Source organism: Terrabacter sp. FW104-15G4B (assembly GCF_058790095.1).
In genome coordinates, this window is record NZ_JBYTCI010000043.1 from 1 (window position 1) to 22,030 (window position 22,030).

The window sequence follows — 22,030 nt, forward strand, 5'->3', positions numbered from 1 at the left end:
TCCAGAAGTCGACAACCGTCTCCAAGAGCTGGCGCCGTGAGAAGAGCGCCCGAGCAACATGCGACTCCAAGAGGTCATACATGATCCTGGACGTGCTGACGGGAGCGAATCGCTCGCGCGCCTCCCACGTCTTCCACCCGAGGCTCGGCCAACGAGTCAAGACGGCGTCCATCGCCGTGTCCGGAACCTTCGTCAACGGAGCCAGCTGCGCGTCGAGCCAAGCCGTCCTACCCATCGCACGCACCTCCGAGACCAGCGCCGGCGTCGGCCCGAAGGTGGCCCGCCGCAGCAGGTGCAGCACCGGGTCGGTGGTCGTGGCCGCGACCATGACGCTCGGGGCGGCCGTTGCCGTCGTGGCTGCCGCCACGGTCGTCGCCGTGGCCATCGCTAGGGCGGCCCCTCCCCCGAGGCCGGAGAGCACGCCTCGCCGGCCCATAAAGGAAACATTTTGTGCGCTCATTTCAGAAACGGTACTCAGAAGGCTTGCTTTTCTCGTTGAAATCCGATAGGTGCTCAAGGTCCTGATTTCGACGGAAAACCGCGGGATGCTACCCATATGTGGCGAAGGTGGGCAAGTCGCGGCCGCGGTTTGCGGTCGTTCGATATGAAGGTTGGGGCTCAAATCGATCATTGTGAACCTATACTCTTCACATGGATGAGATGAAGACAGAGTCTTCACCCGTGGCCCTTGTCGGAGACATCGTCGAGTCACGCCGCACCTCCGACCGCCAAGCGCTGCATGACGCGTTCCAAGCTGCCGTCGCTCGAGCCAACGCCGAGGTGCCGATCCACGACCCGGCCGTGATCACGGTCGGTGACGAGTTCCAAGGCGTCTACCCGACCCTGGGCGCCGCGCTGCGGGCGAGCTTCGTCGTCCGGGCCGAGCTCTTCCCCCGAGCCGACATCCGCTTCGGGCTCGGCCGGGGCGAAGTCTCGACGCTCGACCCGGTCCGCGGCATCCACGACGGACCGGCCTACTGGGCCGCTCGCGAGGCCATCACCATCGCGGAGGACCGCGCCCAGCGAGGGCAGACGCGGACGTCGCGGACGGCATACGTCGCTCCGGACGAGCCGCCGGCCACCGTCGCGGCGGTGCGCGCGGCCCTCGACTGTCTGGACTTCATGGTTGGCTCCATGTCGACCACCTCACGCCGGATCCTCGGAGGACTCATGCACGGCCGCGCCCAGCTCGACGTCGCCGACCGGGTCGGCATCAGCCCGTCCGCGGTGTCGCAGCGCGTGCGGCGCGACGGCATCGGGATCGCCCTCGAGGCGATGACGACGCTGGGCGGACTGCCGTGACGTGGCTGTCGATCGCGCTGATCGGCATCGGACTCGGGGACGTCGTCCGGTCGACGTCATGGCGTCGGGCCCGGCTGGCTGGCCACGTGCTCGCGCCCGTCGCCATCATCGTGGTCGCCCTCCTCGCCGGGATGAACACGTGGGCCGACTGGGTGGCCCTGCTCCTGGCCGCGGCGGTCGGTGCTACCTGGGCGGAGCTCTCGCGCCACACCCAGATGACCGGCGAGCGCGCGCTCGCTCCCCTCGCCGTCTTCGCCGCCCTCGTCGTCGGGCTGCTCGCCTTCTCGGGCGCCGCGACCCCCGCGGGCGGCGCCCTCTCCACCTGGCTGCGCTGGGCCGACCTCCCCGGTCACGGTCCGCTGCCCGCGACACGGGTCCTGCTTCTCACCGGGCTCGTCGTCTTCAACATCGCGACCGCCAACATCATCGTGCGGCTCGTGCTCCTCACCATCGGCGCCCTGCGCCCCTCCGACGTCACCAACGCCAACGCGGCCGCAGCCGCAGCGGCCGCCATGGCGGGCAGCCCGACCCCACCGACCAGCGGCCAGCCTGCCGACCGGCTCAAGGGTGGCCGCCTCCTCGGCCCGATGGAGCGCCTCGTGATCCTCGGCCTCGGCCTCGCCGGAGAGTTCGCAGCCGCCGGTCTCGTCATCGCCGCCAAGGGGTTACTCCGCTTCCCCGAGATCCAGGCCGCCGCGCGCACGGCCAGCCAGGACCCTGCAGGCTCGGGCGCCTACCCGGGCGGACCGGCGGGCATCGACGACGTCACTGAGTACTTCCTCGTGGGCAGCTTCGTCAGCTGGCTCATCGCCCTCGGCTCCCTGGCCCTCAGCGCCTGATCCGCGGGCGCTCCACAAGTCCCCCCACACGCCTGCCAGCAGGCCGCATATTCCCTCACGTGATCGTCGCCACGGCCCTCGCGGACGCGGGCGGAAGGGCCGCCCGCTCAGCACAGGCACCCGTCCAGCCGAGCGCACACGCACTGATAGCGTCGGAACGTCCAAGCACCACCGATGTGAAGGGCCCTCCTGTGAGCACTACACCCGTCAAGGTCGCCGTCACCGGCGCCGCCGGCCAGATCGGCTACAGCCTCCTGTTCCGCATCGCGAGCGGTGCCCTGCTCGGGCCCGACACCCCGGTGGAGCTGCGCCTGCTCGAGATCACCCCCGCGCTCAAGGCGCTCGAGGGTGTCGTCATGGAGCTCGACGACTGCGCCTTCCCGACCCTGGCCGGCGTCCAGATCGGCGACGACGCCAAGCAGGTCTTCGACGGCGTCAACCTCGCCCTGCTCGTCGGCGCCCGCCCCCGCGGCCCCGGCATGGAGCGCGGCGACCTGCTCGAGGCCAACGGCGGCATCTTCGCCCCGCAGGGCAAGGCCCTCAACGAGGTCGCCGCCGACGACATCAAGATCACCGTCACCGGCAACCCGGCCAACACCAACGCGCTCATCGCCATGAGCAACGCCCCCGACATCCCCGCCGAGCGCTTCTCGGCCCTGACGCGCCTGGACCACAACCGCGCGATCAGCCAGCTCGCCGCCAAGCTCGGCGTCCCGGTCACCGAGATCACGAAGATGACGATCTGGGGCAACCACTCCGCGACGCAGTACCCCGACCTCTTCCACGCCGAGGTCGGTGGCCGCAACGCCGCCGAGGCCGTCGGCGACCAGGACTGGCTCGAGAACACCTTCATCCCGACCGTCGCCAAGCGCGGCGCCGCGATCATCGAGGCCCGCGGCGCGAGCTCGGCCGCGTCGGCCGCCTCCGCGACCATCGACCACGCCCGTACCTGGGTGCAGGGCACGGCCGAGGGCGACTGGGTCTCCATGGCTGTGCGCTCCGACGGCTCCTACGGCGTCGAGGAGGGGCTCATCTCCTCCTTCCCCGTCACCGTCGAGGACGGCGCGTGGAGCATCGTCCAGGGCCTCGACATCGACGACTTCTCCCGCGGCAAGATCGACAAGTCGGTCGCCGAGCTGGCCGAAGAGCGCGACGCCGTCAAGGGCCTCGGCCTCATCTGAGCCCACTCGCTCACGAAGGGCGCCGTCCACCACGAGGTGGCCGGCGCCCTTTGCGTATGCCGTGTGCTGCCCGTCAGCGGGAGGTGCGGCTGATCGTCGTCCGATCGGAGACGTCGGCCCGGAGGTTGACGGTCGCGGACGCGATCAGCACCCCGAGGCCCAGGCTCAGCAGGATGACGACGTCGAGGGTGCGGGACCGGGCGGTGAGCCCGCCGGCTTTGCGGGCGGGCCGTGCGACGAGCCGGATCACCGCGCCGATGAGGAACGCCGCCGCCATGATGCGCCCGCCCCAGCGGACGTCGAGGAAGGCGATGACGAGGACGCCGACCGCAGCGATCCCCGCGACGAGGTACCACCAGCTGAGGACGACGAAGCCGCTACCTCGCCACTGCATCGGGGCCGCTCAGGCGCCGGCCGCGACGGTGGACTCGGCCGCCTCGACGATGTTGGTGAGCAGCAGCGCCCGGGTCATCGGGCCGACGCCACCGGGGTTGGGGCTGACCCAGCCGGCGACCTCCGCCACGTCGGGGGCGACGTCGCCGGCGATCTTGCCGTCGACCCGGCTCACGCCGACGTCGAGGACGGCCGCGCCCGGCTTGACCATGTCGCGGGTGACGATGCCGGGCACGCCGGCCGCCGCGATGACGATGTCGGCCTGGCGCACCTCGGCTGCGAGGTCCTTGGTGCCGGTGTGGCACAGCGTCACCGTGGCGTTCTCGCTCTTGCGCGTCAGGATGAGCCCCAGCGGGCGGCCCACGGTGAGGCCGCGGCCGATGACGACCACCTTGGCCCCGGCGATCTGCACGTCGTGGCGGCGCAGCAGCTCGATGCAGCCCATCGGCGTGCACGGCAGCGGCGCCGGCTTGCCGAGCACCAGCCAGCCGAGGTTCATCGGGTGCAGGCCGTCGACGTCCTTGCTCGGGTCGACCCGCGAGAGGAGCGCCATCTCATCGAGGCCGGTGGGCTGCTGCACGAGGAAGCCGGTGCACTCCGGGTCGGCGTTGAGCTCGTCGATGACGGCCTCGACCTCGGCCTGCGTGGCGGTGGCCGGCAGGTCGCGGCGCAGGCTCGTGATGCCGATCTCGGCGCAGTCCTTGTGCTTGGCGTTGACGTACCAGTGGCTGCCCGGGTCGTCACCGACGAGGACGGTGCCGAGGCCCGGCACGACGCCGTGCTCGCGCAGCCGCGCGACCCGCTGGGTCAGCTCGACCTTGATCGCCTGGAGGGTGGCCTTGCCGTCGAGGATCTGTGCCGTCACGGTGGACATCCTGCCACCCCGGGCGGGCCGGCGCGGCTGCGGCTCAGCCGGCCAGCAGCCGCATCAGGTCGGCGACGGTGCGCTCCCACGTCAGCGACTCGGCACGGGCCCGCAGCGCTGCCCCGCGGGCGGCTCGCTCGGCAGGGCTCGTCACGAGCGCGTGGAGGGCGTCGGCGAAGGCCGCCGTGTCACGGGGGTCGACGTAGACGCCGTCGGGCCCGAGGTACTCCGGTATGCCGCCGCTGCGGGCCGACACGACCGGCAGGCCCGCGGCCATCGCCTCCGTGACGACCTGTCCGGCCGGCTCCTGCCACTGCACGGGCATCGCGAAGACGTCCGCCTCCGCGTAGACCGCCGGCAGCGAGCGACGGTCGACGAACGGGGTGAAGCGCACCAGGTCGCCGAGGGGTGTGGCGGCACGGCGCAGCTCGCGCTCGTACGCCGACAGGCCCTCGCCGGCGCGCAGGCCGGCCGAGCCGACGACATGGAGCCGGAAGTCCCGGGTGCGGCGGGACAGCTCGTGCGCCGCCGCGATGAGGTGGTGGACTCCCTTGTGCGGCACGACGTTCCCGACCGACAGCAGCGTCACCGGGCCGCTCCGCTCGCGCGGGACGTGATGGAAGGCGACGGAGTCGACCCCGTTGCGCAGCACGTGCAGGTTGCCCGGCCTGAAGCCGAGGCGGTCGACGACCGTGCCGGCCAGGTAGTCGCTGACGGCCACCGTCACGTGCGTCCGCTCGATCACCCGGCGGACCTCGGCAGGGCGCCACGAGCGGAACACGTCGTTGCCCAGGTGGAGCACGACCTTGCCCTCGAACCGCCGGACCAGCCGGTCGGTCACGGCCCCGGCGTAGTTGTAGACGACGAGCGCCTCCGCGTCGGCCGGCACCGCGTCGAGCGCCTCCCGGTGGAACCGCGCGACGAGCGGGCGACGCCCGAGCACCACACCGCATACGGCATCGGCCCGGCGCTCGAGGTCGGTGAACCACTCACGCCGGCTCGAGCGCGTCGACCCGTAGGGCACGACGGTGCCCTCGGCGTAGTCGTGCTCGCGGCGGTCGCTGACGACGACGTAGCTGCGGCCGCCGAGTGCCTCGTGCGCGCGGGCCTGGGCGTTGATCTTCGTCGACATCGCGTTGCCGGTGCAGCTGGAGTATTCCGAGAAGACGTACGCGAGGTGCGCGACGGGGCTGACGACCGGCACCGTCACCCTCGCCGCAGGGTCCTGCTGCCTCGTGGCGTCGATCGAACTCACTCCTGCTCCGCGCGGGTCCCGAGAACGCGTGGCGCACGGCCACGGCCCGAGCGTAGGAGACAGCCGCGCGCCGCGCACCCAAAACGGACATCTCGGCGCGGGTAGGAGGCTGCCGTCACGTCAGCTCGGAGAGCGGGACCTCCGGGTCGGCGAGGCGGTCGCGGTCGATGACGGTGCCGTCCCGCACGAGCCGCTGGACGTCGTCGATCGTGTCCCAGACGTTGACGTGCATGCCGGCCAGCACGCGGACGCCCTCACCTTCGGGCACGACCCAGAACGCCATGAACTCGTTGCCCGACGGCTCACCGCGCAGCAGCACCTCGGCGTCGCTCCCCCGCGGCACGTAGCCGGCGTACTCGAGGCCGATGTCGTACTGGTCGGAGAAGAAGAACGGGATGGGGTCGTAGGTGACGTCCTGGCCCGCCATCGAGCGGCCGGCCGCAAGCCCACCATCGTTGGCGTTGGCCCAGTGCTCGACGCGGACGTTCGTGCCGAGGGTGACGCTGCGCCAGTTCGCCACGTCGCCGGCCGCCCACACGCCGTCCACAGCAGTGCGCAGCGAGGAGTCCGTGACGACGCCGTTCTCCGTCCGGATGCCCGCGCCCTCCGCCAAACCGGTGTTGGGCGTGATGCCGACCCCGACGACGACCGCGTCGGCCGGCAGGGTGTCGCCGGACTTCGTGACGACGCCGGTCACGGAGGTCTCGCCCTCGATGCGCTCGACCCCCTCGCCGAGGCGCACGTCGACGCCGTGGCTGCGCTGCAGCTGGGCGAACCAGCCGCCGACCGTCTCGCCCATGACGGCGACCAGCGGCGCGGGCTGCGGCTCGACGATGGTGACGGTGCAGCCGGCCTCGCGCGCGGCGGCGGCCACCTCGAGGCCGATCCAGCCGGCGCCGACGATGACGATGCGCGCCCCCTCGCGGAGGTGCGCCTTGAGCGCCTGCGACTCCTGCATCTCGCGCAGGTAGAGCACGCCGTCGAGGTCGGCGCCCGGGACGTCGAGCGCGCGCGGGGACGAGCCGGTCGCGAGGAGGAGCCGCTCGTAGCCGACGACGTCGCCGCCCTGAAGCGTCAACAGGTGCTGCTCCGTGTCGAGGAAGGTCGCCGCCGTGCCGAGCCGCAGCTCGACCTTCTGCTCGGCGTACCAGTCCTTGTCGTGGGTGAAGGCCGTCTCCGGCTCGTCCTCGCCCTTGAGCACCGACTTCGACAGCGGCGGCCGCTCGTAGGGCAGCCGGTCCTCCTGCGCGACGAGCAGGATCGAGCCGCTCGTGTCGCTCTCCCGGATCCCCTCGATCGCCTTGGCCGCGGCGAGCCCGCCGCCGACGATGACGTATGCCGTGCGCTGCTGCCCTGCAGCCGTGTCGGTGCTCATGTGCACACCTTCACACGCGAGCAGGCGCCCGTCGAGGTTTTGCTGCCGCCAACCCGTCGCGGCGGTGTGGCCGGGTGGCCCGGTGGTCAGGGGCGCGGGCGGTCAGCTGGTCCAGGCGCGCCAGAGGGCGGCATACTCCCCGTCGTGCTCGACGAGCTGGTCATGGCTGCCGAGCTCGGCGACCCGGCCGTCGATGACGACCGCGATGCGGTCGGCGTCGTGCGCGGTGTGCAGCCGGTGCGCGATGGCCACGACCGTGCGGCCGGTCAGCAGCGCGTTCATCGAGCCCTCGAGGTGCCGCGCGGTGCGGGGGTCGATGAGCGAGGTCGCCTCGTCGAGGACGATCGTGTGCGGGTCGGCGAGGATGAGGCGGGCCAGCGCGATCTGCTGGGCACGGCCGGGCGTCAGCGCCTGGTGCCCCGAGCCGAGCTTGGTGTCGAGGCCCTCGGGCAGACGCTCGACCCAGTCGAGGGCGTCGACGGCGCGCAGCGCGTCGCGCACCTCGTCGTCGGTCGAGCCCTCGCGCGCCAGCACGACGTTGTCGCGCACCGAGCCGATGAAGACGTGGTGCTCCTGGGTGACGAGCGCGACCTCGGTGCGCAGCTGGTCGAGCGGCAGGGACGTCAGCTCGACGCCACCGACCGTGACCGAGCCGGTGCGCGGCCCGTGGATGCCCGAGAGCAGCCGGCCGAGGGTCGACTTGCCCGACCCGCTCGGGCCCACGATCGCGAGGCGCTCCCCGGGGCTGAGCTCGAGCTCGATGCCGTGGAGCACGTCGTGGTCGGCGCGGTAGGCGTAGCGCAGGTCGGAGCCGACGAGCTCGGGCCCGGAGGGGCGCTCGTCGCCGGCCTCGCGGTCGGCCGGCACGGTGGCGATGCCGAGCAGGCGGGTGGTCGAGGCGACGCCGACCTGGACGCGGTCCATGGTGCTGACGAGCATGTCGAACGGGCCCCACAGCGCCTCGGTGTAGAGGATCGCGGTCGTGATCTGTCCGAGCGTGGCCCAGCCCTCGGCATACCCGATGGACCCGAAGAGGAGCACGAGCACGCGGGGCAGGCTGAAGGCGACGTCCATGACGGCGAAGAGCAGGTTGCGCAGCGTCATCGTGTAGCGCTCGGCCTGCCCGGAGACCTCGATGTCGTCGTCGCCGCGGCGCAGCCGGTGACCGGCGAGCCCGAGCGCCTCGACGGTGCGGGCGCCCTCGACCGTCTCGGTGAGCGTGGTGTTGATGCGCGAGTAGGTGCCGCCCTCGGTGAGGTAGCCCTTCGGGGCACGCCTCAGGTAGCGGCGCACCTGGAGGAGCGCCAGGGCCATGAGCACGAGCGAGGGCAGCGAGAGCCAGATCGAGTTGCTCACCATCGCGACGAGCGTGAGCACGACGGTGATGCTCGCGACGATCGACTCGGGCAGCGCCCAGCGGACGCTCTCGCTCATCGTGCCGACGTCGCGGGTGACGCGGGTGATCAGGTCGCCGGAGCTCGCGCTCTCGACGCGGCTGAGCGGGAGGCGGAGGATGGCGCGCACGATGTACTCGCGGGCGGTCGCGAGCACGCCCTGGCCCAGCACGGCCGAGGAGATCTTGGCGGCGAGGGTGAAGGCGCTCTGGACGACGACGAGGCCGGCGACGAGCAGCGCCGCGGCATTGGCGCCGGCGAGGGCGGCATCGGTGCGGCCCGCCTGCACGTCGGACACGGTGGAGTCGACGAGCTGACCGAGCAGCCGGGGCACGAGAAGCCCGGCGGTGGCAGCGAGCGCGTTGGCGAGGACCACCGCGATGACGAGCAGGCGCTGCTGTGACAGCAGTCCCCCGATGAAGTGCACGACGCGGCGGTTGTCGGCGATCGGCAGGCCGGTGCGGGCGTTCATCGTGTCGGCGACGAACTCCTGGGCGCGCCGCTCGCGCAGCAGGTGCCGCCGGCGCAGGGCGCGAAGCCGCTGGGGGACGGACGCCGAGGCGGGCGGGCGCAGCTCCTCGGGGACCGCGGGCGCCTGGACGGCGGCGTCCCACGTGCGGGCGGACTCGGCCGCGAGCTCGTCGGGCAGCGGCGAGGTCCACGCGGCGGCGCTGGCGTCGCCGGTGGTGACGGTCTCGTCGGTGGCGACGGTGCCGTCGGCGCGGCTCATCGGGTCTCCTCGGTGAGGTGGGTGAGCACGGAGGTGTCGCCCTCTCCGCGGACGACGACCGAGCGGTAGGCCGCGGAGTCGGCGAGCAGGTCGGGGTGCCGTCCGTGGGCGGTGGCCACGCCGCCCTCGAGCAGGATGATCTCGTCGGCGTGGTGCAGCAGCAGGGGTGAGGCGGTCATGACGACCGTGGTGCGACCGGCCCGGTGCTCGCGCAGCCGGCTGGCGATGCGCGCCTCGGTGTGGGCGTCGACGGCGGAAGTCGGCTCGACGAGCACGAGGACGTCCGGGTCGGCGGCGAGGGCGCGCATGAGGACGAGGCGCTGGCGCTGGCCACCGGACAGGCCGCGGCCGCGCTCCTCGAGCTCGCCCTGCCAGCCCCCGGGGAGGGCGTCGAAGACGTCGTCGGCCGCCGCGGTGTAGAGGGCCTGCTCGGCCTGCTCGCGGGTCAGCCGCCCGAGCGGGTCGACGGCCGAGCGCAGCGTCCCGGCGAAGACCTGGGGTGCGGTGTCGCTGACGAGGATGCGACGGCGCACCTCGTCCAGCTCCACGCGGGACAGGTCCACGCCGCCGACGGTGACGCCCCACGTCTGGCGGGCGAGCTCCTCGTCGCGGCGGGCCTGCTCCTCGCGGGCGCGGGCACGGGCGGCACGCTCGCGGCGCGCGGCCCGGCCCTTCAGCTCCTCGGGGATCTCGTCGCTGACCCGCGCGCTTTCCTCGCTCGGCAGGTAGCGGCCGAGGCGGTCGGCGAGCGCGGCGGAGTCGTCGGGCACGGCCGAGACGACCATGGTGAGGATGCCCGGGCGGATGGTCGCGCCGGAGGCCTCGTCGACGATCTCGGCGGCGGTGTCGAGGGCGGCCGGGTGCTCGGGGTGCACCCACGGCGGGCGCTGTGACAGCACGGCGACGGCCTTGCGCGCCGAGACGACGGACCGGGTCCACTTCTGGGCGAACTCGACGAAGGTGCGCATCGGCTGGATGAGGAAGAGGCCGTAGCCGAGGAAGCTGACGAGCTGCCCGACGCTCAGCCGGCCCTCCGCCACCTCGCGCGTGCCGAGCCACATGAGCGCGACGACGAACGCGCCTGAGAGCAGCACCCCGACCGACTCGACGCCAGCGAGCCAGCGGCCGCCGGCGACACCCGACTGGCGCACCCGCTGCGACTGCGCCGCGTAGTTGCCGCCGAAGGTCTCCTCGCCGCCGATGCCGCGCAGGATGCGCAGGCCGCCGACAATGTCGGTCGCCATCGAGGTCAGCTCGGAGTTGCGGGAGCGCTCGACGCCCTGCCAGCGCTGCATCGGGCGCAGCAGCGGGGTGCCGAGCAGCACGAGCAGCGGCGCCGACACGAGCACGAGGACGCCCATGCGCACCGAGGTGCTGAGGACGATGGCGGCGACGACGAGGTATGCAACGAGCTGGGCGATGGCGCGCGTCGTGATCTCCATGAGCGCGCCGAACTGGTCACCGTCGCTGCCTGAGACGGACAGCACCTCACCGGTCGGTACGCGCCGGGTCAGGACGTGCCCGAGCTGCAGGGCCTTGCGGGTGACGAGCTTCGTCGTGCCGTAGAGGGCGATGAGCCACTCGCGCACGATCACGGTGTGGAAGGCGATGCCGCTGAAGGCGCCAAAGACCGTGACGAGCGCGAGCGCCAGCACCCAGCGGGTCGTGGCCGCCGCGTCGCCCGTGACGATGCCGGTGTCGATGGCCCGCCCCACCAGCCAGGGCCCCAGCATCTGCGGCACCATCCAGACGAGCGCGACGAGCAGCCCGGCCCAGAACAGCGACCCGTTCAGCCGCACCATCCACAGCAGGAAGGCCCGCGGCGAGCGGGTGTCGGGCGTCTCGGCGCCGCGGTCGGTGAAGGCCCGGATCGGGGGCGGGAAGTCTCGCATGGCCCGCCTACCTTAGGCGGACGGACGGACACCCACCCAACGCTTTTCCTCTCCTTCGCGGTGAGCGAAGGAGCAGCGCTACGCGGACGCCACGGGTCCGCCCGTACCGGTCCGTGTGCTGGTCGACGCTTCGATGCTCGCGAGGTTGCCGCGCGCCGGGTGCGGCTGACCCATCGGCCCCTGCGCCATCGCACGGTAGAGGTTGGTGGTCACGGCCTGCGCGAAGGCTGCCGCGGGTGCGTCGATGCGGGGACGGGTGTGCGCGCCGCGCAGGCCGGCCGCCCACGCCAGGGTTCCCACGGCGAAGACGCCGGCGCCGCTGGGCACCGAGTAGTAGGTCATGTCCGAGTGCGTGTCGGGCTTCTGGAACTGCGGCACCGGCGAGTGAGCGACGACCTGCAGGTTCTTCGGGGTGCCGGCCACCGGGTAGGCGCGGTCGATCTCGGTGCCGACGAGGCCGGCATACCTGCTCCCGCGCCCGGCACCCGTGCCGGCGAAGAGGAAGAAGCCCGGGTCGTGGATGACGAGGTCGGCGTCCGCGGGGAAGGCCTCGTAGAGCATGCCCGTGAGGGAGTTCTCGGGGTCCGGGTGCGGCTTTTGGCGCCACTGCGCCGTCGTGTCGGCGGCGGCGTGCTGCGGATCCAGCGCCGCGGACTTGTAGCACGTCACGAGCCGGCCGTCCGTCGAGATGCGGACGCGCCAGTAGACGGCGTTGGCGCCGAGGAAGGCGACGTTCGTCCCGGCGTCTCGCGCCGTCTCCACGTGACGGCGCATCGGCACCGTCCAGTACTCGTCGTGGCCGGGCGACACCACTCCCCGCGCCCCGACCAGCAGCCCGGGCTCTCGGTGCAGCTCCAACGACGTGACGTAGGCGAGGTCGAGGTCGAGGCTCTCGGCAAGGGCGATCGGGCCCTGCTCGTAGGCGAGCACCAGTGGTGCGCCGTTGCGGTTGTAGGGGCGGTCGAAGCTCACGGCGGAGGCGCGGGTCGCGAAGCTGCGGTCCGGGCCCTTGTAGAGGGAGTAGCCGCCCCACTGGTTGTAGGCCTGGTGGCAGTTGACCGCAGAGACGAGCACGAGTCGGCCTGCTGTCGTGCGGGAACGCACGACCACCGGGACGTAGCGCGCCCGGCCGCCGGCCACCAGCTTGAGCAGGTAGCTGCCCTCGGGCCACCCCGGTGTGTCGACGCGGAGGGACTCGGGCCAGCTGCAGCTGACCGTGTGCCCGCTGTCGATGTGCGGAGCCGGCTGCCGAGTCGCCGCGACGGCCGGTGACGTCCACACCTCGCGCGCACCGTCGCCGCCGTAGTGGCCGAGCCGGTAGGCCTGGACCGTCACCGGACCCAGCGTAGAGCTGAGGTGCAGGCCGAACGACTCGCCGGGCAGGACACTGACGCGGTCGGTGTACCCGGCCAGCTCCGTCTCGGATGCCAGCTGCGCCTTGGCGATGCGCCACTGCCTGCTGCCCTGGCGCGCGTTCTCGGCCTTGACCCAGCCCACTCCGCCCGAGAATCTGCCTGCCTGGGGCGAGGCGCCCGGGGCGGACGGGCTTGACCCCGGGCCCGATCGCGTGGTTCCCGTCGAGGGGGACCGCGTCGCGCCAACGGTGCACGCGCCGAGCAGCAGCGCGCCTGCGCTCGCCAGCAGCGCACGCCTGGACGGCGGGCCCAGCTCACTCGTCTGCGTCACAGCGCGACGGTAGCCGCAGCCCTTGAGCGGAGGCCGCAGGACAACTGGCGATCCGCTGGGGGATGGCCCGCCAGCCAGGGCCCCAGCGTCTGCGGCACCATCCAGACGGGCGCGACGAGCAGCCCGGCCAGAAGAGGGAACCGTTCACCCGCACCGTGCACAGCAGGAAGCCCGCGGCGAGCCTGTCTGGAGCGTCCCGGCGTCCTGCCCGGTGTCAAGCCTGATCAGAGGCCCGGTCCGTGATCCCGGTTGGGGTCCGCCTCAGAGCCCGAGCGACTGGGCTCGCGCCAGGGTCTCCGACGCGAGATCGGGCTGGCCGGCCTGCGCATACAGGCTCGCCAGCACCTCGAGGGAAAGGCGGTTGCCTGGCGACAAGGACGCGCTCGCCTTGACATCGGCGATCGCTCCGCTCAGGTCCTGCGTGCGCCCGCGGACCTGGCCGCGGAGAAGGAGCACCACGGGATCGTTGGGCGCGAGCTCGTGGGCGCGGTCCAGGAGGGCTCGGGCCTCGGGCCACCTGCCCTGTTGTGCCCTGCGCAGAGCCAGGTCCGCCATCACCAGGTGATCGGCGGGCAGGTCCTCGCTGGCCCGGGCGAGATACCCCTCCACGGCGTCGCTCAGGCCCGCAGGCACTGGTTGGGCCACGAGTGCATGAGCCATCTGCGCGTCGAGGTCGGCGTCCCAGGGCCTGAGCGCGTGTGCCAGGCCGAAGGAGTCGACGGCGCTGCGGCCGTCCCCGGCACTCAGCGCTGCCAGGCCCGAGCGCAGCGGGATCTCGGCTACTGCCGCACCCGCCAACAGGACGGCGAAGGCGCCAACGGCCACCGCACCCGTTCGGGACGCCAGGCGACGGGCGGGAGCCGTCCGCGCGCGAGAGAAGAGGCTTCCAGCCAGCAGGCAGAAGAAGGGCGCAGATCCGGGAGCGCTGAAGTGCGTCAGCATGACCGTGGACCACCCCGCCACTGCAGCCAGAACTCCCACCGCCCAGACCGACGACGTCATTGGTGCAGGTGACACGGCTGACTGCGGCGACGCGGCCCGCAGCGCCATGCCGTTGCGCACCAAGAGCCACAGGGCAGCTCCGGCGACGACGAGCAGCACCATCCCGCCGCTGAAGCCCAGCTGCAGCAACAGGGAGTGCGGGCTGTCCAGTCGCGCAGTGCCGGCCAGTCGGATGTAGTCCGCGCTCTGCACGGACGGTGATGCGTCCACGAATCCGGATGGCCCGACGCCCAGGATCGGATGCTGCGCGAGCAGGTTGATGGACTCCGCCCACTCCTGTGCTCGTCCGGTGACCGTCTGGTGCGAGAGCGGACTCCTCAGGAGGAGCCGATCCCGGGACAACGGCACGAGCAGAGTGGCAACGACTGCAGCACCGAGAAGCGCGGCAGTCGTCCGGCGGTTCTGCCGCGGGCCGAGCGCGAGTGCGACGAGCGTCGCGACGACGAGCCCGATCACCGCCCCTCGCGATGCGGACAACGCCACGAGGCCGAGGCCGGAACCCAGCGCCACCATGGCCGTCTTCGTCCTCGCGGTGGACACCGCGAAGACCATGGCGAGTCCGGCGGCGCCGGCGCCGTACGCGCCCTGCTCGGTGGCGTTGCCCAGCAGCGATCCGGGTCGGCTGACGGAGGTGGCGAGTGGGTTCTGCCCGAGTGTCTGGGCCACGGCAACGGCGAGGAGCAGGCTTGCTGACAACGCCGTGGCGCGCAGCAGGTGGACCCGGAGCACGACGTTCCCACCGGGACCGAGCAGCCAGGCACCGATGAGAAGCGCACCGACGTAGACCGAGATCGACACGAGTCCCTCGTAGCGGGGGGCGCGGCCGAGCAGCTGGGGCAGGGGCGCCGAGCCGAGCAGGGCGGCCAAGGTCAGCGCGGCCGCCGCCGCCGTCAACAGCACTACCGCGGCACGCTGCAGTCGTGCCTGGCGCGGCGCGAGCAGAGCGCACGCCCACGCCATCGCCACCGCGAACAGCTTGATGAAGACGAAGCGGTTCAGGCCGCCCGGCAGGACCACTGCCGGCGCGAGGCCGACGAGCCAGATGGCCGCCACGTGCCAGCGGCTGGTCCTGCTTCGCGACCCACTCAGCCCAGCGTGGACGACCGTGCGATAGGGGCGAGCGGGCGAGCTACGGCGACTCTGCTCTCGGCTCACCGAGTGGTTGTCCTGCGGACGACCGTCACGGGGCGGGGGCAGGCGTCAAGGCCGCGTTGACCGCCGTCCGTGTCGAGCCCGAGGTCACCGTCAGCATCGCCGCGGAAGCAGCGTCCGGCTGGTTGTCGAAGCACTCGTCCAGGTAGCCGGATGCGTCCGCCGATCCTCCTGAGGCGCTACCACCCCCGAAGCACACGACGTAGTCAGACGCCGGCGTCAGGTGGTTGATGGTGAAGGTGCCGTCGGCGGCCGTCCACGCCGGCTCGTTGGCCCCCGTGGAGGCGGACGTGACGGTGACATGGACATCCGCCAGACCGGCATGGGCGCCTGCCGCATCGGTCACCACTCCTGAGATCGCTCCGGCGGGCGACAGCGCGCCACTCCTTCCGGTCGTGGTCGCCCCCAAGGTCACCGCGATCGGTGTCGGGGAGCCGGTGCTGGGCTGGTTGTCGTAGCACTCGTTGAGGTAGCCGCGCAGGTCAGACGAACCGCCGAACGCAGAGGAGGCATAGAAGCACACGGTGTAGTCCGTCCCCGCCGCAAGGCCATTGACGGTGTAGCTTCCGTCCATTCCCGTCGAGGCGCCCAGATACGTGCCGGTGGAGGGCGACGACACGAAGACGAAGACGTCCGCCAGACCTGCGTGTGCCCCGGCCGCATCCGTGACGGATCCCGAGATCGCTCCAGACGGCGTCAGGGCGGCATTCGTCGCGGCCCGGGTTGCGCCGGCTGACACGGTGACAACAGTGGCTGTTTCACTTGTGGGCTGGTTGTCGTAGCACTCGTCCAGATAGCCCCGTGCGTCCGAGGATCCGCCCGTGGCGTGCGACGCCGAGAAGCAGACCTGGTAGCTGGATCCCTCCGGAAGACCGGTGACGACGTAGTTGCCCTGGAGATCCGTCGACGCGTATCCGCTGCCGTCCGACTCCGGGGTCGTCACCGTCACCGAGACGCCGGCCAGTCCATGGTGGGTCCCGGCTGCGTCGGTGACCGTGCCTGAGACGGCGCCCGCCGGAGTCAGCGAAGCGTTGGTGCTGGACCGTGAGGCGCCAGCGGTCACCGCGACCAGCGTCGGCGTGCCGGTCTCGGGTTGGTCGTCGTAACACTCGTCGAGGTATCCGAGTCGGTCTGACGATCCGCCGGTGGCGTCGTAGGCGGAGAAGCAGACCTGGTAGTCGGCGCCAGGCTGCAATCCCCTCACCACGTACGTCCCGTCGGAGGCGGTGCGTGCTGCGTCGGCATAACCCCACGTCGGTGACGACACCGTGACGTACACCAACCCGAGTCCATGGTGCGTCCCGCCACCGTCCGTGATGGTTCCCGAGATGGACCCCGCTGCCGCAAGGGCGGCGCTGATCCCCGACCGCGTGGTCCCCAACGCCACCGTCACGGGCGTCGGCGTGCCAGATCCGGGCTGGTTGTCGAAGCACTCGTCGAGGTAGCCGAGCGCGCCGCTGGCTCCCCCGGACACACCGCTGGCCGAGAAGCACACCCGGTAGTCGGTGGCCGCCGGCAGCCCTGCGACCGTGTAGCTGCCGTCGGCGGCCGTGACGGCACCGGCTGAGATGGACGCCGTCTCAGATGACACCGTGACGGACACGTGAGCCAGGCCCTGCGGCGTGGTCGCCGTGTCGGTCACGCGACCCGACACCGCACCCGCCGGCGAGAGTGCGGCGTTGACGGCTGAACGCGCCGCGCCGGCGGTCACCGTGACAAGCGTGGGCGGCGCGTCCGGGGCCTGGTTGTCGAAGCACTGGCCCAGGTAGCCGCGGGAGTCCGAGGAGCCGCCCGCGGCTCCGGAGGCGGAGAAGCAGACCCGGTATTCGGAGCCCGGGGCGAGCCCGACGACGCGGTAGGTTCCGTCGGCTGCCGTCTCGGCATTCATCGAACCGCCCATGGGCGAGTCGACGGCCACGGATACTCCTGCAAGCCCGTGCTGGGTGCCCGAAGCCTCCGTGACCGTGCCGGTGATGGCTCCCGCCGGAGTCAGGGCCACGTTGACCGTGGTCGTCGCAGCGCCGAGGAGCACGGTGACGGCGGTCGGCTGTTCCGTGGCCGAGCGGTTGTCGAAGCACTCAGGGACGTAGCCGAAGGCGTCAGCCGAGCCGCCGGTGGCCCCGGTGGCCGAGAAGCACACCTGGTAGTCGGAGCCCGGGAGGACACCTGAGACGGCATACGTGCCATCTGCTCCGGTCGTCGCCCTCCCCACGTAGCCACGCGACGGTGAGTAGACCTCGACAGCCACCTTGGCGAGCCCGTTGTGCGTGCCCATGGCGTCCGTGACGCGACCCGAGACCGAGCCTGCCGGCGTGAGGGCCGAGTCCGTCGCACCGCGGATCGCACCAGGCGGCACGGTGACCGGCACTGGCGTCCCCGAGGTGAGCTGGTTGTCGAAGCACTCGTCGACGTAGCCGAGGGAGTCCGCGGACCCGCCGCGCGCACCGGCGGCGGCGAAACACACCTGGTAGTCAGGTGCGGCGTTGAGTCCTGACAAGGCGTAGGTGCCGTCAGCCGCAGTGACCGTGCTGGCCCTGCCTCCGGAGGACCACGAGCTCGCCGTCACAGTCACGCCGCCGAGCCCGTGGTGCGTGCCGGCCGCGTCCGTCACGGTTCCCGAGATCCCTCCGGCGGGCGTCAGCTGCCCGTTGACGGCCGACACGGTGGTGCCCGTGGTCACCGCGACGCGGGTGGCTCGGCTCTCGTCCGGCTTGTGGTCGTAGCACTGGGTGCCGAATCCGTATGGTGCGGCCGACCCGCCGGTGGCCCCGAGCCCGTTGAAACAGACGGCATACTTCACGCCTCCTGGTAGGGAAGGGAGCCGGTAGCTGCCGTCCGCAGCCGTTGCCGCCGTGATGGCCGGAATGTCGGCGAGGGCGTAGGAGCTCACCGACACTCTGACGTTGGCCAGAGCGCCATGGGTGCCGGTGGCATCGGTGACGAAGCCGGACACGGCGCCGCCACCGCTGAGCGCGGCGTCGATGCGACCGGTTGTGGCACCGGTGGTGACCGACAACGTGCCGGCCGTGACCTCGTCCTTGTAGCAGCGGTAGAGGTAGCCGAAGGCGTCGGAGCTGCCACCCGTGGCGGAGGCGCCGGTGAAGCAGACGCGGTAGTCCTGCGCAGTCGGAAGGCCATCGATCGAGTAGAGGCCGTCGGCATCGGTCGTGCCGTTCGCCTTCGCCCCGGTCGACGGGGAGCTGACCTGCACGGTGACCATGGCGAGGCCGTGGTGGGTGCCGCCCGCATCCGTCACGGTGCCCGACACCGTGCCGCCCGAGGCCGCAACCGTGGACTTGGTGATGGAGGCTGCAGCCGCATACGTAGGTGTCGCGTCGTGAGCGAACAGTGAGTAGGAGTACTGCGTGTTGGGCGTCCGACCGCTGTCCCTGAACGCAGCCCCGGGCTTGAGGACGTCGGCCACCAGGGTTCCGGCCGTCGCGGACGATGGGGCGACGGCACCGAGGGCGCGCCGGATCATGACGCCGGTGAGCGAGGCGGCAGCCGGGTTGCTCCAGGCGAGCGCGATCGACGTGCCTGTCGACGTAGCAGTGACGCCCGTGACCGGACCCGGAGGAGTCGCAGCGGCCCCTGCCAGGTAGTAGCCCGCCACATCCGCGACCAGCTGCACCGTCCCACCACTGTTGTTCGACAGCGCGATCCGACCATTGGATCCCACCTTGGCGATCACCAGGTTCGGCACCGTCTGCCCCGCCACGAAGTTCAAGTTCGACGCGGTCGGCATCGACACCCCGTCCGGGAAGACCGTGATCGCGCCCGACGCCTTCGGCGCCGTCACCGTCACGTTCACCACCACCGCCGACACACCCGACGCCGGCACACCACCCTTGCCCAACACCCCAATACGAACCACACCACGAGCCGCCACCGGCCCGACCGCCCCCAACGACGACCTCGTGTCCAGCACCCGACTCGGAGTCAACGAGGTGAACGCACCCGCCGCCGTTGCCGTGCCCGACAGGTAGTAGCCCGCCACATCCGCGACCAGCTGCACCGTCCCACCACTGTTGTTCGACAGCGCGATCCGACCATTGGACCCCACCTTGGCGATCACCAGGTTCGGCACCGTCTGCCCCGCCACGAAGTTCAAGTTCGACGCGGTCGGCATCGACACCCCGTCCGGGAAGACCGTGATCGCGCCCGACGCCTTCGGCGCCGTCACCGTCACGTTCACCACCACCGCCGACACACCCGACGCCGGCACACCACCCTTGCCCAACACCCCAAGACGAACCACACCACGAGCCGCCACCGGCCCGACCGCCCCCAACGACGACCTCGTGTCCAGCACCCGACTCGGAGTCAACGAGGTGAACGCACCCGCCGCCGTTGCCGTGCCCGACAGGTAGTAGCCCGCCACATCCGCGACCAGCTGCACCGTCCCACCGCTGTTGTTCGACAGCGCGATCCGACCATTGGATCCGACCTTGGCGATCATCAGGTTCGGCACCGTCTGCCCCGCCACGAAGTTCAAGTTCGACGCGGTCGGCATCGACACCCCGTCCGGGAAGACCGTGATCGCGCCCGACGCCTTCGGCGCCGTCACCGTCACGTTCACCACCACCGCCGACACACCCGACGCCGGCACACCACCCTTGCCCAACACCCCAAGACGAACCACACCACGAGCCGCCACCGGCCCGACCGCCCCCAACGACGACCTCGTGTCCAGCACCCGACTCGGAGTCAACGAGGTGAACGCACCCGCCGCCGTGACGGCCGCCGCTGTCGTGGTGCTGACCGCCTGGAGTGAACCGTCCGTTGACGATGTCGTGCCGGCCAGCTGGCCCTGCGCCGGCGAGGACGTGGAGGTGGACGGGGAGGTAGACGGGGACGGGGACGGGGCAGCTGACACCGGTCCAGAAGCGGTCGGTGTGGGGGTCGTGGCGCTCGGGGTCGTGGCGCTCGGGGTCGTGGCGCTCGGGGTCGTGGCGCTCGCCGTCGGGGCCGGCTCTGTCGGCACGGGGTTGACCAAGGTCGGTTGCCCGAACGCCGTGCCCGGCGTCGTCACGCTGAGAAGGGCGAGGACCAGCGACAGAAAGGCGTACAACGGAAGTCTGTACCGAACGGCCATCGGCGATGCAGCCCCTTAGCGCGTGATTCGCCCCCTGTGGGCGTGCTGGACAGCGTCACCCTGACAGAGGGCCACGGCGTCGAAAGCCCTTTTGCGAATATTGGCCAGCCGTGCGAACCCCCCGTCAAGCCACACCGGCGAGGGCTGCGGCCTGGGTCAGGCCTCCGCAGCAGCCGCGAGAGCGGACAGTGCCTGGGTGAAGCACTGCTCGGGCGGAGTCACCAGGCCGGCGCCCACCTGGCCGGTGCCCGCAACCCGACCGGCCATGCCGGTGTTGATCTGGGGCAGGATGCCGGTGCGTGCGACGGCGGCGACGTCGATGCCGGTCGGCGTGCCGCGGAACTCGAGGATCGGCACCTGGTAGGCCGTGTGCTCCCCCACCGTGATCTCGTACATCGTCTGCGTCGCCCGCAGCGCGAACGGCACGTCTCCGCCGACGAACTTCACGATGGCCGGGGCCGCCGCCATGGCGAAACCCCCGATGCCCGCCGTCTCGGTGATGGCGGAGTCACCGATGTCGGGGTTCGCGTCGTCGGCGCCGTAGGAGCCGAGGAAGAGCCCCTCCGGCGTGTTGGCCGGGCCGGTGAACCACCGGTCACCCGTGCCGGACACCCGGATGCCGAAGTCGGTGCCGTTGCGCGCCATCGTCGTGACGACCGACGAGCCCGGGATGCCATGGGCCGCGAGTGTGCTCAGCTTGCAGGCCGGCATACCGAGGTTGAGGAAGAAGTGCTCGTTCGCACCCGAGAAGCGGACGGCCTCGGCGATGTCGGTCGACGACGCGTCGGCGGTGATCATCGTCGGCAGCAGCTCGCGCAGCAGCATGAGCGAGCCGGCACGGTTACGGTTGTGGCCCTCGTCGCCCATCTGGAGCATCTGGGCGATGACGGCCTTGATGTCGATCGGGCCCTGCTGGTCGACGCGGTTGCGCACGGCCTGTTGGAGGATCGGGCCGAGCACGGTGTTCATCCACCGCAGCCGGTCGATGACCTCCGGCCCGTAGGCGCCGTAGCGCAGAACCTTGCCGAGGCCCTCGTTGAGCGAGCACCAGGACGTGTTGTCGTGCACCTCGTCGCGCAGCTCGTAGACCCACATCGAGGGGCTGATGACGCCGGCCATCGGACCGACGGCGTCGCGGTGGTGGCACGGCTCGAGGGTGATGCCATCGCCCTTCTCGAGCTTGGCCTCGGCCTCCTCGGCCGTGTCGGCGAGGCCCTCGAAGAGCATGGCGCCGATGAGCGCTCCCTTGAGCGGCCCCGAGGCACGGGCGAACTCGATGGGCGGCCCGGCGTGCAGGAAGGTGCCGCGCTCCAGTCCCAGCACCTCGTGGGCGGGACGCACGTCGACGAGGTCGGCGCCGGCCGCGGTCATGCGGCGCAGCGCCTCGGCGTTCGCGGCCTCGCGACGGGGGTCGGCCAGCACGCGGCCCAGGTCGGTCGTGGTTCCGGGCATCGGCGGCTGCCACGACGCCTCGGTGACCGGAACGGCTTGGGCGCGAAGCGCATCCGCGAAGAGGGAGACGCCGGCGGACGCCACCGTGACGTCGGCGGACAGCAGACCGTGCAGCGGCTCGGTCCCGGTGTCGGGAGCCGTGCCGTCACCGCGGTCGTATGCCGTGTCGCCCGTCGCGCTCGTCGGCGCCGTCACGTCGTGGCCGAGCAGGCGCAGGGCCTCGCGGGTCGCCTCGGCGTTGGAGAGCCGGACGAGGGCGCCGGCCTGCACGAGTCGACCGGCGCTGAGCTGCAGGCTCTGGGGGTCCGCCTCCGTGCCGGTCAGGGAGACGACGACGTCGAGGTGCCGGCCGTCGCCGCGAGCGGTCGCACGAGCGCTCCGGATCGCCTCGGCCAGCTCGGGGGCGGGGTCGGGGTG

17 protein-coding genes are annotated in these 22,030 nt (G+C 71.7%); 6 read left to right on the top strand and 11 right to left on the bottom strand.

Annotation, left to right across the window (positions count from 1 at the left end; translation table 11 throughout):
- Window positions 1-385, bottom strand: a 385-nt coding sequence (locus AC3WRT_RS19460; protein WP_492724872.1) for a DUF1800 family protein, incomplete at its 3' end; no start/stop codon positions are given.
- A gap of 266 nt (window positions 386-651) precedes the next feature.
- Here AC3WRT_RS19460 and AC3WRT_RS19465 point away from each other — a divergent pair.
- The 3 genes from AC3WRT_RS19465 (at window position 652) to AC3WRT_RS19475 (ending at window position 3,322) form a co-directional block, all read left to right on the top strand.
- Window positions 652-1,302: a SatD family protein gene (locus tag AC3WRT_RS19465; RefSeq protein ID WP_492724874.1), complete on the top strand. Its 651-nt coding sequence runs from the start codon at window positions 652-654 to the stop codon at window positions 1,300-1,302.
- Entirely contained in the window at window positions 1,299-2,141 is an 843-nt protein-coding gene (locus tag AC3WRT_RS19470) for a hypothetical protein (RefSeq protein WP_492724876.1), read from the top strand. Before AC3WRT_RS19465 ends, AC3WRT_RS19470 begins: the two co-directional genes overlap by 4 nt.
- 191 nt (window positions 2,142-2,332) lie before the next feature.
- On the top strand, window positions 2,333-3,322 hold the full coding sequence (locus tag AC3WRT_RS19475) for a malate dehydrogenase (RefSeq protein ID WP_492724878.1): 990 nt from the start codon (window positions 2,333-2,335) through the stop codon (window positions 3,320-3,322).
- 73 nt (window positions 3,323-3,395) lie between these two features.
- Here AC3WRT_RS19475 and AC3WRT_RS19480 read toward each other — a convergent pair whose 3' ends face one another.
- The 9 genes from AC3WRT_RS19480 to AC3WRT_RS19520 form a co-directional block, all read right to left on the bottom strand.
- Window positions 3,396-3,716 carry a DUF3017 domain-containing protein gene (locus AC3WRT_RS19480; RefSeq protein ID WP_492724880.1) on the bottom strand — a complete coding sequence of 107 codons (321 nt, stop codon included), beginning with the start codon at window positions 3,714-3,716 and terminating at the stop codon, window positions 3,396-3,398.
- 9 nt (window positions 3,717-3,725) lie between these two features.
- On the bottom strand, window positions 3,726-4,580 hold the full coding sequence (locus AC3WRT_RS19485) for a bifunctional methylenetetrahydrofolate dehydrogenase/methenyltetrahydrofolate cyclohydrolase (protein ID WP_492724882.1): 855 nt from the start codon (window positions 4,578-4,580) through the stop codon (window positions 3,726-3,728).
- 43 nt (window positions 4,581-4,623) lie between these two features.
- On the bottom strand, window positions 4,624-5,835 hold the full coding sequence (locus AC3WRT_RS19490; RefSeq protein WP_492724883.1) for a glycosyltransferase family 4 protein: 1,212 nt from the start codon (window positions 5,833-5,835) through the stop codon (window positions 4,624-4,626).
- A gap of 115 nt (window positions 5,836-5,950) precedes the next feature.
- Window positions 5,951-7,210, bottom strand: coding sequence for an NAD(P)/FAD-dependent oxidoreductase (locus AC3WRT_RS19495; RefSeq protein WP_492724885.1), 1,260 nt, complete (start codon window positions 7,208-7,210; stop codon window positions 5,951-5,953).
- Between the two features lie 102 nt (window positions 7,211-7,312).
- Window positions 7,313-9,334, bottom strand: coding sequence for an ABC transporter ATP-binding protein (locus AC3WRT_RS19500; RefSeq protein WP_492724886.1), 2,022 nt, complete (start codon window positions 9,332-9,334; stop codon window positions 7,313-7,315).
- A complete protein-coding gene (locus AC3WRT_RS19505) occupies window positions 9,331-11,226 on the bottom strand; it encodes an ABC transporter transmembrane domain-containing protein (RefSeq protein WP_492724887.1) in 1,896 nt (631 codons plus the stop codon). The genes AC3WRT_RS19500 and AC3WRT_RS19505 overlap by 4 nt, the downstream gene beginning before the upstream one ends.
- Before the next feature lie 78 nt (window positions 11,227-11,304).
- Window positions 11,305-12,723 carry a N,N-dimethylformamidase beta subunit family domain-containing protein gene (locus AC3WRT_RS19510; protein WP_492724889.1) on the bottom strand — a complete coding sequence of 473 codons (1,419 nt, stop codon included), beginning with the start codon at window positions 12,721-12,723 and terminating at the stop codon, window positions 11,305-11,307.
- 450 nt (window positions 12,724-13,173) lie between these two features.
- Window positions 13,174-14,967, bottom strand: coding sequence for an O-antigen ligase family protein (locus tag AC3WRT_RS19515; protein ID WP_492724891.1), 1,794 nt, complete (start codon window positions 14,965-14,967; stop codon window positions 13,174-13,176).
- A gap of 127 nt (window positions 14,968-15,094) precedes the next feature.
- A complete protein-coding gene (locus AC3WRT_RS19520; protein ID WP_492724893.1) occupies window positions 15,095-18,769 on the bottom strand; it encodes a carboxypeptidase regulatory-like domain-containing protein in 3,675 nt (1,224 codons plus the stop codon).
- On the opposite strand from AC3WRT_RS19520, the gene AC3WRT_RS19525 reads away from it, so the two are divergent.
- The 3 genes from AC3WRT_RS19525 (at window position 18,747) to AC3WRT_RS19535 (ending at window position 20,180) form a co-directional block, all read left to right on the top strand.
- Window positions 18,747-19,052 (top strand): hypothetical protein, encoded by a 306-nt coding sequence (locus AC3WRT_RS19525; RefSeq protein ID WP_492724895.1) that lies wholly within the window; start codon window positions 18,747-18,749, stop codon window positions 19,050-19,052. The genes AC3WRT_RS19520 and AC3WRT_RS19525 overlap by 23 nt on opposite strands.
- A gap of 78 nt (window positions 19,053-19,130) precedes the next feature.
- Window positions 19,131-19,436, top strand: coding sequence for a hypothetical protein (locus AC3WRT_RS19530; RefSeq protein WP_492724896.1), 306 nt, complete (start codon window positions 19,131-19,133; stop codon window positions 19,434-19,436).
- Between the two features lie 78 nt (window positions 19,437-19,514).
- On the top strand, window positions 19,515-20,180 hold the full coding sequence (locus AC3WRT_RS19535; RefSeq protein WP_492724898.1) for a hypothetical protein: 666 nt from the start codon (window positions 19,515-19,517) through the stop codon (window positions 20,178-20,180).
- 137 nt (window positions 20,181-20,317) lie between these two features.
- On the opposite strand, the gene AC3WRT_RS19540 is transcribed toward AC3WRT_RS19535, so the two are convergent.
- Window positions 20,318-22,030: YlbE family protein (locus tag AC3WRT_RS19540; RefSeq protein WP_492724900.1), on the bottom strand; the 1,713-nt coding region annotated here is incomplete at its 5' end.

What these genes read in the sequence shown, in the direction of transcription:
- AC3WRT_RS19465 (WP_492724874.1), top strand. Translation starts at nt 652, where the DNA reads ATGGATGAGATGAAGACAGAGTCTTCACCCGTGGCCCTTGTCGGAGAC.
- AC3WRT_RS19480 (WP_492724880.1), bottom strand. Translation starts at nt 3,716, where the DNA reads ATGCAGTGGCGAGGTAGCGGCTTCGTCGTCCTCAGCTGGTGGTACCTC.
- AC3WRT_RS19495 (WP_492724885.1), bottom strand. Translation starts at nt 7,210, where the DNA reads ATGAGCACCGACACGGCTGCAGGGCAGCAGCGCACGGCATACGTCATC.
- AC3WRT_RS19500 (WP_492724886.1), bottom strand. Translation starts at nt 9,334, where the DNA reads ATGAGCCGCGCCGACGGCACCGTCGCCACCGACGAGACCGTCACCACC.
- AC3WRT_RS19505 (WP_492724887.1), bottom strand. Translation starts at nt 11,226, where the DNA reads ATGCGAGACTTCCCGCCCCCGATCCGGGCCTTCACCGACCGCGGCGCC.